Origin of the sequence: Larkinella punicea (genome assembly GCF_003334855.1) — a bacterium.
In the GTDB taxonomy this organism is placed as follows: Bacteria; Bacteroidota; Bacteroidia; order Cytophagales; family Spirosomataceae; genus Larkinella; species Larkinella punicea.
Map to the genome: position 1 here is coordinate 116,354 of NZ_QOWE01000013.1, position 13,366 is coordinate 129,719.

General features: G+C 52.0%; 12 protein-coding genes. 5 read left to right on the top strand and 7 right to left on the bottom strand.

What is annotated here, in order from left to right; all coding sequences use genetic code 11:
- The first annotated feature begins 52 nt into the window (after window positions 1–52).
- Window positions 53–823 (top strand): AMP nucleosidase, encoded by a 771-nt coding sequence (locus DUE52_RS16835; protein WP_114407191.1) that lies wholly within the window; start codon window positions 53–55, stop codon window positions 821–823.
- 100 nt (window positions 824–923) lie between these two features.
- Here the strand turns inward: DUE52_RS16835 and DUE52_RS16840 are convergent, their stop codons facing one another.
- The gene (locus tag DUE52_RS16840) at window positions 924–2,264 is read right to left on the bottom strand and encodes a tetratricopeptide repeat protein (RefSeq protein ID WP_114407192.1); all 1,341 of its coding nucleotides are present in this window, start codon (window positions 2,262–2,264) and stop codon (window positions 924–926) included.
- A gap of 398 nt (window positions 2,265–2,662) precedes the next feature.
- On the opposite strand from DUE52_RS16840, the gene DUE52_RS16845 reads away from it, so the two are divergent.
- On the top strand, window positions 2,663–3,100 hold the full coding sequence (locus tag DUE52_RS16845) for an Hsp20/alpha crystallin family protein (protein ID WP_114407193.1): 438 nt from the start codon (window positions 2,663–2,665) through the stop codon (window positions 3,098–3,100).
- 57 nt (window positions 3,101–3,157) lie between these two features.
- On the opposite strand, the gene DUE52_RS16850 is transcribed toward DUE52_RS16845, so the two are convergent.
- Window positions 3,158–3,805, bottom strand: coding sequence for a phosphoribosylanthranilate isomerase (locus DUE52_RS16850; protein ID WP_114407194.1), 648 nt, complete (start codon window positions 3,803–3,805; stop codon window positions 3,158–3,160).
- A gap of 147 nt (window positions 3,806–3,952) precedes the next feature.
- On the opposite strand from DUE52_RS16850, the gene DUE52_RS16855 reads away from it, so the two are divergent.
- The 3 genes from DUE52_RS16855 (at window position 3,953) to DUE52_RS16865 (ending at window position 8,470) form a co-directional block, all read left to right on the top strand.
- Entirely contained in the window at window positions 3,953–5,197 is a 1,245-nt protein-coding gene (locus tag DUE52_RS16855) for an MFS transporter (RefSeq protein ID WP_114407195.1), read from the top strand.
- 97 nt (window positions 5,198–5,294) lie between these two features.
- A complete protein-coding gene (locus DUE52_RS16860) occupies window positions 5,295–6,155 on the top strand; it encodes an SMP-30/gluconolactonase/LRE family protein (RefSeq protein ID WP_114407196.1) in 861 nt (286 codons plus the stop codon).
- Window positions 6,156–6,328: 173 nt separating this feature from the next.
- Complete coding sequence (locus DUE52_RS16865; protein ID WP_229312199.1) at window positions 6,329–8,470, top strand: ligand-binding sensor domain-containing protein; 2,142 nt, start codon at window positions 6,329–6,331, stop codon at window positions 8,468–8,470.
- Between the two features lie 168 nt (window positions 8,471–8,638).
- Here the strand turns inward: DUE52_RS16865 and DUE52_RS16870 are convergent, their stop codons facing one another.
- The 5 genes from DUE52_RS16870 to DUE52_RS16890 form a co-directional block, all read right to left on the bottom strand.
- Window positions 8,639–9,250 (bottom strand): Uma2 family endonuclease, encoded by a 612-nt coding sequence (locus tag DUE52_RS16870; RefSeq protein WP_114407197.1) that lies wholly within the window; start codon window positions 9,248–9,250, stop codon window positions 8,639–8,641.
- Between the two features lie 57 nt (window positions 9,251–9,307).
- Window positions 9,308–10,672: an argininosuccinate lyase gene (argH, locus tag DUE52_RS16875; RefSeq protein WP_374755906.1), complete on the bottom strand. Its 1,365-nt coding sequence runs from the start codon at window positions 10,670–10,672 to the stop codon at window positions 9,308–9,310.
- Between the two features lie 32 nt (window positions 10,673–10,704).
- Window positions 10,705–11,961, bottom strand: coding sequence for an MFS transporter (locus DUE52_RS16880; protein ID WP_114407198.1), 1,257 nt, complete (start codon window positions 11,959–11,961; stop codon window positions 10,705–10,707).
- A gap of 67 nt (window positions 11,962–12,028) precedes the next feature.
- Window positions 12,029–12,667 (bottom strand): 3-keto-disaccharide hydrolase, encoded by a 639-nt coding sequence (locus DUE52_RS16885; protein ID WP_114407199.1) that lies wholly within the window; start codon window positions 12,665–12,667, stop codon window positions 12,029–12,031.
- A gap of 119 nt (window positions 12,668–12,786) precedes the next feature.
- Window positions 12,787–13,365, bottom strand: coding sequence for a PD-(D/E)XK nuclease family protein (locus DUE52_RS16890; RefSeq protein ID WP_114407200.1), 579 nt, complete (start codon window positions 13,363–13,365; stop codon window positions 12,787–12,789).
- Window position 13,366 lies beyond the last annotated feature (1 nt).

Sequence of the window (13,366 nt, forward strand, 5' to 3'; positions counted from 1 at the left end):
TAAGCAATCTGGCGGAGTAATTGATCCGTTGATCACAGCTACACTTCAAACCATGAAAACCAAAGATGAAATTGTCCAAAACTGGCTTCCCCGGTATACCGGAACGCCCATCGAGCAATTCGGAGAGTACATTCTGCTGACGAATTTTATCAACTACGTCGAGCTATTCGCCAAAAAATACGATACGGAAATCTACGGTCTGGGCCGGGCCATGCAAACGGCAACTGCCGACAACATCACGATCATCAACTTCGGAATGGGCAGCGCCATGGCGGCAACGGTCATGGATTTGCTGACGGCGGTGAGTCCCAAAGCGGTGTTGTTTCTGGGAAAATGTGGTGGTTTGAAAAAAACGCTGGTCGGTGATCTGGTTTTGCCGATAGCGGCCATTCGGGGCGACGGCACCAGCAACGATTACATGCGGCCCGAAATCCCGGCCCTGCCGTCGTTCCGGCTGCAGCGGGCGGTTTCGTCCATGATCAAAAAACACGAACTGGATTACTGGACCGGTACGGTCTATACGACGAACCGGCGCATCTGGGAACACGACGAAGTGTTCAAGGAATATTTGCGTGAGATTCGGGCCATGGCGATCGACATGGAAACCGCCACGATCTTCATCGTCGGTTTTGCCAACGCCATTCCGCACGGTGCCCTGCTGCTGGTGTCCGACAATCCAATGGTGCCGGAAGGCGTCAAAACCGAAGAAAGCGACAAACGCGTCACCGGCTCCTTCGTCGAGAAACACCTCCAGATCGGCATCGACTCCCTCCGCGAACTAGCCACGTCGGGCGAGTCAGTCAAGCACCTGCGGTTTGAGTGATGGGAAATTAATGATGAGTTATGAATGATGAACGATGAATGCTTACTGGCGAAGCCCGTTCATCGTTCATCATTCATCATTCTAATTATCGTTCATCATTCTAATTACAGTAATCACTAATCGCCTTATACGACGGCGTGTAGCCGAGTTCGCCGGATTTGCTGAGGTCGAGGCAACCGCCGTTTTCGTCGCCCAGACTGTGGCGGATGATGCCGCGCACGTAGTAGACTTCGGCGTATTTCGGATCAAGTTGAAGTGCGCTGTTGCAGTCCAGAATCGCCCCTTTCTGGTCGCCCTGCTGCGAGCGGATGAGGCCGCGGGTGAAGTAGGCTTCGGAATAGGTAGGGTTCAGTTCGATCGCCTTGTTCAGATCGGCGGTGGCTCCTTTGATGTCGTTGGTTTTGCTTTTGCTGATGGCCCGGTTGAAATACGCTTCCGAACGTTCGGTCGACAAGGCATCGATGATGTTTTTCTGCTGCACGGCGTTCCGCAAATTGTCCAGAACGGCCCTTGAAATTTTGCCGTTGTAAACCACTTTCGATTCTACGTTGGCATTGTTGATTTCAATGGCCGTATTGTAATCCTGAATGGCTGCGCGCTGGTCGCCCAGTTTGCCACGGCAGAAGGCCCGGCCATAAAAGGCCCGGTAGTTGGTCGCTTCCAGAACAATGGCGCGGTCATAGTCATTGAGCGCACTTTTGTAATCTTCCAGTTTGCTTTTGGCAAAGCCCCGGTTGTAGAACGATTCGCCATCTTCGGGTGCCAGTTCAATGGCTTTATTGAGGTCCTCAGCGGCTTTTTGATACTGACCCAGTTGCACCAGCGACGCTCCCCGACCGGCATAAGCCTGCGCCCGTTTGGGATTCAGTTCAATCACCTTCGAAAAGTCGGCCAGACTGCCCGCATAATCGTCCAGTTTCTGTTTGGTGATGCCACGGGCATACAGCGTCTGCACGTTGTTGGGGTCCAGTTCGATGGTTTTGGAGAAATCCTGTAAGGCACCCCGGTATTGTTCCAGGCGGCTGCGGCTCACGCCCCGGTAATAATACGCCTGGACGTCGTCGGGCGCCAGTTCGATGGCCCGGCTGAAGTCCATGAGGGCCGCGCGGTGGTCGTCCTGTTTGCTCTTGCTGACCCCGCGACTGAGGTAAGCCAGGGCATCTTTTCCGTTTAGTTCAATGGCCCGGTCGTAGTCCAGAATGGCGCCCCGGTGATCTTTCAAGTTGGCTTTGGCCAGTCCGCGGTTGTAATAGCTGGGTGCGTTTTCGGGATTGGCCCCGATGGCCATACTGAATGCCTGCAAGGCACCCATGAAATCGCCCGATTTACTTTTCACAATGCCGGTTTCAAAAAACGTGGCCGCGGTCTGCTGCGCCTGTAGGATCGTGGTACTGAGTAAGACGCAAAAAAAGAAGGATAGAAGACGGTAATACTTGAACATAAGTAATAGTACGGTTGAGAGGGAGGTACAGAAGGCTAAAAATAAGATTTGATTGTCGATGCATCAACTATCAGTTGCATTAAATTTCTTGCTTACTCATACTGAAAAGCCATGCTGACCTTTTTGTGTCCGTATTTCCGCTCCATATCCCGGACTTTTAATCCGTAATCGTCGGGCCTGAACAGGTAATTAGGGAACAACAGGGGCGAAAGTCCGCGGTGTGGAGCAGTCTCTCAGACAAAAATGCTGATTGAATAAGACAAAATGTCATTATTTTTTTTCAATATACATAATTTTAGTGACAAAATGGCTGATTTGTGTTCTATTTTTGGATTGGTACACAAGTTGAACAAAGGGAGTTGTAGTTCAGAAATTAAAAAGATAACCAACATAAAGCCATGAGAACCTTAGTCCAATACAACCAGTTACCCTCGTTTTTTAACAATTTGGTAAACCAGGAATTCAACCGTCATTTCCACACGCCAGCGGTTGCTAAAGCGGCCAGCTCGGTTGTTCCGGCTGTGAATGTGAAAGAAGATGAAACCGCCTATCACATTGAACTGGCAGCCCCCGGTTTGAAGAAAGAAGATTTCGCGATCAATCTGACCAACAACCAGTTGACCATCTCGGCCAAACTGGAAGAAGCGAAGGAGGAAACAACCGAAAAGTATACCCGGAAAGAGTTCAGCTACAGTTCTTTTGAACGGAGCTTCCGCTTACCGAAAAACGTAAATAACGAACAGATTCAGGCTGCCTACACCGACGGTATTCTGAAAATTGATCTGCCGAAAGTTGAAAAACCGGTGATCGAACCCAAACAAATTGCAGTAGCGTAAGGTGAGTCGACGCATAGAAAGAAAACCCCGGCCCGTTTGGTCGGGGTTTTTTAGTGTTTAGCTTCGGTGGATTTGGGTGAAAAACCGCGTCAGTTTATCCGGATCCAGCTTTCCATTGGTTCGAACTCCGCTGCAAATATCCAGACCGAAGGGCTGCACGGTGTCGATGGCCTGCCGGATGTTCTCCGGGTTCAAACCACCGGCCAGAAAAACCGGCACCCGGCTTTGCTCCACAATCCGGCGGCTCAGCGTCCAGTCGTGCCGGCGACCCGTTCCGCCCAACTCCTTCACGGCCAGTTTCGGATTGCCCGAATCCAGCAGCAACGCATCCACTTCCTCCGCCGATGCCAGGGCTTCGTCGATGCTGACCTCGTCCAAAACGTGAATCACCTGCACGAGTTTTATGCCCGGTAAAGCCGCCCGCAGTGTCCGGTAACTCCCCGGTGGCAGGGCGTCGACCAACTGAATCGTATTGGTGAAAGCCCGGCGGTGGTGTTCGATCACGGCTTCGGCGGTGGGTTCGCTCGTCAGCAGAAACGTAGCGATGGGCGGGGGAACGGTTTGCGCAATCGTTCGGATGAGGTCATCCCCGATCACGCCCGGCCCGCTGGGCATCCGCCCAACCAGACCCACCGCCGACGCCCCGGCTCCAACCGCCATCCGGGCTTCTTCCACACTGCTGATGCAACAAATTTTAACATGCATAACCGATTCTTTTGAAAGACGTTAAAAAGGACGGCGGGTAGCCCGGTCGTGGGTTGGGGCTGCTCGGCGGCTCATTTACAAAAACAAAGAAATGACAGTTCCGCTTAATAATCAGCAGAATCCTGATCGAACCGTTATTTTTGCCGTATGAATAAAAAGGTTGACACCTACGCAGCCCTTCGTTATCCCGAATTTCGCTTTTTTGCTGCCAATAGCTTTCTGTTTACGGCCACACTTCTGATTCAGGAGGTTTTGTTAGGGTATGAATTGTACAAGATGACGCACGATCCGCTGGCGCTGGGCCTCGTTGGCCTGGCCGAAGCGCTGCCGTTCATCGCCATGTCACTGTTTGGCGGTCACCTCGCCGACCGGCGGGAGAAGCGATCCATTTTGCAGGTCAGCCTGTCGGTGATTATCCTGGGGTCCGTCATTCTGTACCTGGTTTTTCAACCTTCTGTGGTCGGCCATCTGTCCAAATCTACGCAGTTGGTGGTGATTTACAGTGCGTTCGTGCTGATCGGAACCGCCAAAGGATTTTATTCGCCCACCAGTTCGTCGCTGAAACCGTTCCTGGTTCCGCGGGAATTATACGCCAATTCGTCTACCTGGAGCGGTTCGTTCTGGCAGGCCGGGGCCATTGCCGGGCCGGGCATTGCCGGTTTCCTCTACGTCTGGCTAGGATTGGATTATTCGTTGCTGGTGGTCATCGGTTTGCTGCTGGTTTGTCTGGTATTGATTTCGATGATTAAGAAAAAACCGGTTCCGGTGACGGAAGGCCCGAAAGACAGCCTGTGGAACAGCCTGCGCGAAGGCTTCCGGTTCGTGTTCAAAACCAAGATCATTCTCTATTCTATTTCGCTGGATCTGTTTTCGGTTCTGTTCGGTGGCGTGGTGGCCATGCTGCCCATTTTTGCCGAAGACATTCTGAAGGTAGGCGCACAGGGGCTGGGTATTCTGCGGGCGGCACCTGCTATCGGCGCCATCGGAACCATGCTGCTCCTGACGCGGTTTCCGCCCACCCACAACGCCTGGCGGAACATGCTCATTGCGGTGTTGGGCTTCGGGGTTTTCACGCTGGTGTTTGCTTTCTCGACCCACTTCTGGCTGTCGGTTTTTGCCTTATTCGTAACAGGCGCGTTCGATAGTGTGAGTGTAGTGATCCGAAACACAGTTCTGCAAATTTTCCCACCCGATCACATGCGGGGCCGGGTGGCGGCTGTCAACGGTATTTTTGTTAGCTCTTCCAACGAGATCGGCGCTTTCGAGTCGGGGGTGGCGGCCCGGCTGCTGGGCGTGGTGCCCTCGGTGGCACTGGGTGGCGTGGTCACGCTGTTCGTGGTGGCTTACGTCTATTACAATTCCAAGGAGCTGTTTGCCGTCCGCTTAAGTTAGCGCGCTGTACGGTAACAAACCGGCCAAACCGTTGGAATAACGGCAACCGTGTCGTTACTTACAAGGTAATAATGACAAAACCATCTGCTCCCGAATTATGCGTTTGCTAAATCTACTGTTAAGCGGCAGTATTGTACTGACCGTTGCCTTGTCGGCGTTTGAGTCGCCGAAAAAAGAGAAGAAACTCGTGAAAGTCTGGGAAACCGACTCCACGCTGCGCGTGCCGGAATCGGTGCTTTATGATCCGAAAGGGAAAGTTCTCTACGTAGCCAACATCGTCGGCAAATCCGACTCCCTCGATGGCGATGGGTTTATTTCGAAAGTCTCGCTCGACGGCAAAATCGAAAACCTCAGGTGGACCACGGGCCTGAACGCGCCCAAAGGCATGGGTATCTACAAAAACCGCCTGTATGTCACGGATGTGTACCGGCTGATTGCCATTAATCTGTCGAACGGACAGGCCGAGCAAACCTGGGATGCCACGGACAAAAAGGCGTTTTTGAACGACGTGACGATTGATAAAGAGGGGGCGGTTTATGCGTCAGACAGCCGGAACAGCAAGATTTACCGCCTGAAAGACAGCAAATGGGAGATCTGGATGGATGGGGGCGAGTTGAACAATCCGAACGGTTTGCTGGCGGTCGGAACGAAGAAAATGATGATTGGCAGCACCAAAATCGGGGCTTTGCAATCCATCGACGTCGAAACCAAAGCCATTACCAAGGTTGCCGATGGCATGGGAAACACCGACGGTATTGTGGCCGTCGGGAAAGATTTCATCGTTTCGGACTGGAGTGGCCGGTTGTTTTACATCACTGCCGACGGACAGAAACAGTTGATGCTCGATTCGCGGCCTGAAAAAATGAATACCGCTGATATTGAATACGTTCCGGGCAAGAAAATGATCGTTGTGCCGACGTTTTTCAAGAACAAGCTGGTTGCCTACCGGGTTGAATAATACAAAATGCAGCGGACGGTGTCAGGCTTTCCAGCCTGACACCGTCCGCTGCTGCTTAGCGTATAAATCGGCCCCGTTGGAAGAAGGCCCATAGCCTTAATCCCGAAAAAAACGTATTGCAGTTGACGCGATTTATCCCATCGGCTACTATGCCTTTTTAAACGGCTGTAAAAATGTTCCTCTACCGGTTTCTCCTGCTATCCGTGATGGTGCTGCTGCCCGTCCTGTCAGCTTTTGCCCAGTCTGATATTTTCTACAAACAGGATATCAAAACGGGAATATCACTTCCCGCAGAGGCTGATCAGAATGTACGCAAACTCTTTCTGTCTGAGAAAAGTATCGTTGCGGTTACATCCAACGGCGTCTTTCGATATCGGGATGGCCTATGGAAGGGAAAAAAACAGGGGACCGATTGGATGACCGCGGCACAGGATTCAAAGGGTACGATATGGCTCGCCAGTCAACGGCTGGTGTTGGCAGAAAAAGAAACGAAAGGGTTCGTACAACCGCCCGTTTCAGAAAAAGACTCCATTTCGTGTTTATACTGGGATGAAAAGAAACTATTTGTAGGTACCACTACCGGACTGCTGATCTGGGATGGAAACTGGAACGTTTTTCCGGGCATGAAAGGCGCATGGGTTACCGCCATTACCAAAGACAGTCGCGGCTGTCTGTATGTGGCGACGAACAAAGGACTGTGGCATCGGGACACCGAGAAATGGATCAACCTGGATAAAACCCTGATGGCGGTGGGGAATCAGGAAAACTATCATGCGCTGGCTACCACAAATGGGGGGCGGGATCTGCTTTACAGTAGCCCGTGGTCCGTGGGCTGTATCGCAGCCGATGGCGACCATTGGGTAATCACCGGGGCGGATGGACTCCCCTTTGGCCCTGTAACGGCTATACGCCCCGGTAACGGGTATACCTGGATGGGGACGAAGAAGGGAGCGATCAAAAAAGACAAGGGCTGGCACTATTACCTGGGAAAGCGCTGGCTGCCTGATGATCAGGTCAATGACATCCTAATTATTGATTCATTGACGGTATGGATTGCCACACCAAAAGGAATTGTTCAGATCAGGCAGCAGGAGATGACGTTGGCACAGAAGGCTGACTCGATAGAAAAAGTCATCGCGTTACGCCACAACCGGCGCGGGCTGATCAATCAATCGATGTTAAAACTGCCGGGAGATTTGACGAGCAGCTACATGCAAAACGAAGACAATGACGGATTATGGACCTCCTGTTATCTGGCTGCGGAATGCTTTCGGTACGGTGTTACCAAAGATTCAGCGGCAAAGGCAAATGCCATCCGAACCTTCGAAGCGCTTGAAAGACTGGAAACTGTGAGCGGCATTCCGGGTTATCCGGCACGTTCCTATGCGGCAGCCACCGACCCGATCACGCAGTCCCGATCACCGCATCCCAAGGTATGGCATCGATCGGCTGACGGGAAATGGTATTGGCTGGACGACACCAGTTCGGACGAAATAACCGGGCACCTGTTTGTTCTTCCCCTATTTTTCGATCTTGTTGCCGATGCTGCGCAACAGGAAAGGGTGCGACAACTGATCGGACGCATTGCCACTCATATTATCGATAACCAGTATCATCTGATCGATTTTGACGGGAAGCCGACGCGCTGGGGCATCTGGCATCCCGATTCATTGAACCACTCCCCAAACTGGATGTACGAGCGGGGTTTGAATTCACTACAGATTCTTTCTTTTATGAAGACCGCCTACCAATTCACAGGCGATCCGAAGTTTGAAAAGCACTATCAGGATCTGGTCAGCAAGCACGGATATGCGCAGAACGCACTGGAAGCCAAAAAGTACGGACCATTTGAAACCAGCCACTCCGATGATATTCTTAACTTTTTCCCGTACTACAATCTTCTTCGGTATACTCAAAATGATCCGAACCGGAATCTTTATCTTAAAAGCCTTATTAGAAGTTGGAATGCGGTACGCAATGACCGGATGCCGGTATGGAATGTGTTTGCCAGTGCTCTGCTAAACCGGGATTGCGACTTGTCCATCGCTTTGGAGGAAATTCAGCAATATCCGGTTGATCTGATCAACTGGACCATGGAAAACAGCCATCGGTGGGATCTTCCCAAAGACCCATTGCTGAGTCGATCGGGAATGCTTCAGTCCACCCGGCCCATTCCCACTCCGGAAAACAATATTTCTCGATGGAACACCAATCCGAAACATTTTCTGGCAGGAAATGGTGGTAAAACGGAGGACAGCGGCACCTATTTCCTTTTCGCCTATTGGATGGGCCGGTTTAATGGATTCTGGAAGTAAGGATACAAAATGGGAATCTGGTTGCCACTACCAAAGCAATCAGATTTGTGGTGACAAACTATAACCTATCATTACAAGCTTAGGACTACCCTTCTTGTATTCAACTATGTCTATTTAGTTAGCAACGATTCAATTCTTCAATCCCGGTTCAAATCCTGCCACCATTTATCAATACGGAATGCCTTCGTCTTCGAGTATTTTCTTTACGTTCAGAACGCAGCCCTCCATAATCGGGACATCGTTGCCCCAGTCCGTAAAAATCCAGTCCTGATCGGGTATCGCTACAAACACCCGACGCGGTTTGCTCAACACCCAGAATACTTTTTCGACGCCAAAATCGAACAGTCGCTGTGTTTTTTCGGCAATGTATTCCATCTCCGCGCCCGGTCGTTCGCTGACATCGGCTTTGATATCCACCTCTATGACTATTTTGGGAGGTGTATTAAAGTATTTCGTCGTTAGTTCGAACGTCCCTTTCTCGTAGATGGCAATATCGGCGGCCAGATTGTCATTCATCTCAAGATGAAGGCCTGCTTCATTGGTGAATGGAACGTAGCGTTTTTTATCCCGGTTGTTGAGAATAAAGCCGTAAATAAACGATACCAGAAACGATTGAAGCGAACTACTGCCCATAATAGCGTTGAAATCAAGTTTTCCCGCCAGTACATCCCGGTACCCCCGGTAATAAACCGGCTGTCCGTTCAGCACTTCGTAAATCAGGTACGAAGGCACGGGCGGAGTTTCCGGTTTTGTCTGCACGGTTTCTTCAGTTGCTACCATAATCGTTAAGCAGATTTGATAACCAATATAGGCAAATTTTTAGAAAAATTAAAGCGCTTATGCCAGAAGTCGTTCCACGGCTTCGGCCACAGTCTCCGCGCCAAATCCCTGCATGTTTGCGTCCATGTGCTTCACAATCTGGTCGTTGCCCAAATTGCCAAGGCTGCCTTCGTGCGTGTGGTGCAGTTCGCGTGACGCTTTATAAGTCCCTTCTTCCACTTCGGTTTTGACCATCAGATACGCTTCCCGAAACGGAACGCCTTCCAGCACCAGCGCGTTGACGCGTTCGACGCTGAACATCAGATCGTATTTCGGATCGTCCATCAGATTGGGTTTCACTTGAATGTTTTCGAGCATAAAATCCGTGATTTCCAGGCAATCCAGCATTTCTTCAAAAGCCGGCATCAGGATTTCCTTCAGAATCTGCATGTCGCGGTGGTAGCCCGACGGCAGGTTGCTCATCACCAGCGTCACCTCCATCGGCAGGGCTTTCAGGCGGTTGGTTTTGGCGCGGAGCAGTTCGGCCACGTCGGGATTTTTCTTGTGCGGCATAATGCTCGAACCGGTCGTCAGGGCGTCGGGCAGCGTCAGAAAACCGAAGTTCTGGCTGTTATAGAGGCAGATGTCCATCGCCATCCGCGAGAGCGTAGCGGCCACGGCAGCCAGAGCCGTCAAAGCGGTTTGTTCGGTTTTTCCGCGGCTCATCTGCGCATACACCACGTTGACGTGCATGCCTTCAAAGCCCAGCAGTTGGGTGGTTAAGGTGCGGTTGAGTGGAAACGAGGAACCGTAGCCCGCGCCCGAACCGAGCGGATTCCGGTTGGCAAAACGGTAGGCGGTTTGGAGCAGCAGCATATCATCAGCCAGGGCTTCGGCGTAGGCACCAAACCACAACCCAAACGACGACGGCATGGCAATCTGCAAGTGCGTGTAACCCGGCAGCAAATCGGCCTTGTGCTGCTCCGAACGGGCAATCAGCCGGTCGAACACCTGCCGAACGGCTTCGGTCACTTTCCAGAGCCGGTCGCGGGTAAAGAGTTTGAGGTCGACCAGCACCTGGTCGTTGCGCGACCGTCCGCTGTGAATTTTCTTGCCAACGTCGCCCAGTTTGCGGGTCAGCATCAGTTCCACCTGCGAATGAACATCCTCCACGCCCTCCTCAATCACAAACTCCCCGGCTTCGATTTGGCGGTATATGGTTTTTAACTCATCACTCATCATTCTTAACTCATCACTCGAAAGAAGGTTGATGGTTTCGAGCATGGTGGCATGAGCGAGGTTGCCCAGAACGTCGAAAGGAGCGAGGTACAGATCCATCTCGCGGTCGCGACCGACCGTAAACCGTTCGATTTTTTCAGCCGCCGTAGAATCGGCGGTTGCTTTGGAATTAGGGTCGGTATTTGCTTTTTGCCAGAGTTTCAAGCGCGTAAGGAGTCAGTTAGAAAGCCGCGAAATTAAGCGGTTCTTCCCGGACTATTTAGTAAATTTGTTAAAAGAGCGGTTTTATTCACCTGAACTGCGATCCACCAGAATAGGCAGGCCGAGGCCAGGCAAAATCCCATCACCACCACCCAGAGCGTCGGAAAACCCGCCCAGGCGACAATCTGCGACCCGAAAGCGGGTGCCGTAATTTGGGCGACGGCATAGGCCATCGAATACAACGCCAGGTACTGCCCCCGGTTTTGCGGATTGGCCCGTTCCACCGTGAACGACTGCATGAACGGCATGGCCAGCATCTCTCCGAATGTGTTGATAAAGACCGCAACAATGGCTAAAACCGGCCACAAACCGGTATTCAGAAGCAGGTATGACAAGCCGACCAGCAACGCGCCAAACCCAATGATGCGGACTTTCAGGTGCGCATACCGCTTTTCTACCGCGTAAACCAGCGCCATTTCGATGAAGACGATCATCAGGCCGTTCATCGTCATCAGCAACCCGATCTGGGTTTCTTTTAGGTGCAACACCTGTTTGAAATAGAGTGGAATCATGCCGAACAACTGCCAGAAGCCGATCGCAAAAAGAATCGTAGCCCCGACAAAAATCAGAAACAACCGGTCACGGTAGGCTGATCGGATGCCTGCTACGGGTGCGTCGGTTTTGGCAACCGTTGGACCAGACCGGATGGGAACGGGCAGGTACGCCCGCAACACGATCGCGGCCACGATGCAGGTGACGCCATCGACCCAGAACAGAAGCCGGTAGTCGATGCCGGCCAGATAGCCGCCCAAACCGCCCCCGAGCGACCAGCCGAGGTTGATCGCCAGCCGGTTGAGCGAATAAGCGCGGGTGCGGTTTTCGGGAACACTGTAATAGGCAACTGCCGACGAAACCGCCGGACGAAAGGCATCCCCCAGCAGCGTGTAGATGAAAACGACCCCACACATGGTGTAAAAATCCTGCGCGAACTGCAGGAAAATCAGGAAGAATCCCGAAATCAACAGGCTCAGAAACTGAACCGGGTAGAAGCCAAACTGGTCGGAGAGCCGCCCGCCCAGAAACGTCCCGACCAGCGCACCCGCCCCATAAACCGCCATCACCAGGCCCGCTTCCGTCACGCTGTAGTGCAGGTGTTGCGTCAGATACAGCGTCAGGTAGGGCAGCACCATCGTGCCGCTGCGGTTGATGAGCATCACGCCCCCCAACAACCACACGGGCGCGGGCAGACCCCGGTAGGCATCCCGATACAGACGTAAGCTGCGGCCAATCATAGCCGCAAAGGTCACCGGTTAGCGGGGAATAAAAAAGAAGGATTTCGGGTATGATCGCGATTTGCCGTTATTTCTTCGCCAGTTCCTGCAAACGGATGTTGCGCCAGCGTACTTCCATGGGCCGCTGCACTTTGGTGCCGTGAACCTGCAGGGCGATAAACCCTTTGGTCGCCAGCGTGTCGGTATAGTCGGTGGTTTTGACGCCATTCAGGAAGATCTTGACGGTTTTGCCGACGGCTTCGATCCGGTACTTGTTCCAGTCGAATTTTTTGAAAGCCTGCCGACCTTCGGGGTTGTTTTTCAGATCCACCAGCCAGCCGCGCCGGGCTTCGTCGTATAAACCGCCACTCCAGGCGCGGGCCGCCGGATCAATTTCGGCCTGGTAGCCATGAACGCGGCCGTTTTTGAAATCCGGGCGGCTTTCACTGCGAAACTGAATGCCGGAATTCATGCCCGTATCGACTTTTACTTCCAGTTCCAGAATGAAATCATCGTAATTTTTATTGGTACAGAGGAAGGTGTTCTGGGAATTGGGTTTCGAAATTCCGACGATTTCGTCGTTCTCGATGCGGTAATCATTCTTGACCTGTTCCCCGCGAATGGTCCAGCCGCTGAAGTCTTTCCCGTTGAACAATTTGACCCATTTTTCTTTCTGGAACGAGCAGAAAGCGAGGGTGAAAGAAATGGCAATGATGAGTTTTTTCATGGAAATTCAAAAGTTGTTTCGCAGAGTTTAGCGGAGTAAAAAGAGGTAAGCGGAGTTTATTAAAATTCTCCGCGAAACTCCTTTTACTCCGCTAAACTCTGCGAAATAGCTCTTTCTACTCACTCCGGAGTTACAAAAATCTTCGGATCGGAGATTAACTCCCGGTGTTCTTCCAGAAACTGCTTGAAAAGCCGGATTTCTTCGAGCTGTTTTTCAATCGGATGCGTGAGGGAATAACTCTCGACGTACACCTCCTTAAAATCCGTGATCAGGTATTCCATCAACCGGATGCCGCGTTTTTTCAGCGCGTGGAGATACAGATTCTGGTGGTTGAAAGTGAATCGGGGATGTTGATAGGATGCCGTGGTTTTGATATCGACGGCTTTGTATTTTCCGATCAGATCGACGTAGCCGTAAAACAGCACGTCGTCGATCTCGTACTGGCAATAGACCTGGGTTTCGATGATGGGCCGGGGCAAGTGTCGGCGGAATTTTTCCAGAATGTCGGCGTTAAACCGCTCCTCGTCTTCGCCCTTGATCACGGCATCTTCAAACCGGCTGCCGCGCTCCTGCGCCACCGTCGTTGGGGCCGGAACCCGGTTGATGGTATCGAGCAACTGCTGCATCGTGAAATTACCCCCGGAAAGATACCGGGAAAAGGTGTTGAGCAGCGTGGGGTAGAAGCGGTATTTGACCATG

Coding starts and splice junctions, on each gene's coding strand:
- DUE52_RS16835 (WP_114407191.1), top strand. CDS start 53: ATGAAAACCAAAGATGAAATTGTCCAAAACTGGCTTCCCCGGTATACC.
- DUE52_RS16840 (WP_114407192.1), bottom strand. CDS start 2,264: ATGTTCAAGTATTACCGTCTTCTATCCTTCTTTTTTTGCGTCTTACTC.
- DUE52_RS16845 (WP_114407193.1), top strand. CDS start 2,663: ATGAGAACCTTAGTCCAATACAACCAGTTACCCTCGTTTTTTAACAAT.
- DUE52_RS16850 (WP_114407194.1), bottom strand. CDS start 3,805: ATGCATGTTAAAATTTGTTGCATCAGCAGTGTGGAAGAAGCCCGGATG.
- DUE52_RS16855 (WP_114407195.1), top strand. CDS start 3,953: ATGAATAAAAAGGTTGACACCTACGCAGCCCTTCGTTATCCCGAATTT.
- DUE52_RS16860 (WP_114407196.1), top strand. CDS start 5,295: ATGCGTTTGCTAAATCTACTGTTAAGCGGCAGTATTGTACTGACCGTT.
- DUE52_RS16865 (WP_229312199.1), top strand. CDS start 6,329: ATGTTCCTCTACCGGTTTCTCCTGCTATCCGTGATGGTGCTGCTGCCC.
- DUE52_RS16870 (WP_114407197.1), bottom strand. CDS start 9,250: ATGGTAGCAACTGAAGAAACCGTGCAGACAAAACCGGAAACTCCGCCC.
- DUE52_RS16880 (WP_114407198.1), bottom strand. CDS start 11,961: ATGATTGGCCGCAGCTTACGTCTGTATCGGGATGCCTACCGGGGTCTG.
- DUE52_RS16885 (WP_114407199.1), bottom strand. CDS start 12,667: ATGAAAAAACTCATCATTGCCATTTCTTTCACCCTCGCTTTCTGCTCG.
- DUE52_RS16890 (WP_114407200.1), bottom strand. CDS start 13,365: ATGGTCAAATACCGCTTCTACCCCACGCTGCTCAACACCTTTTCCCGG.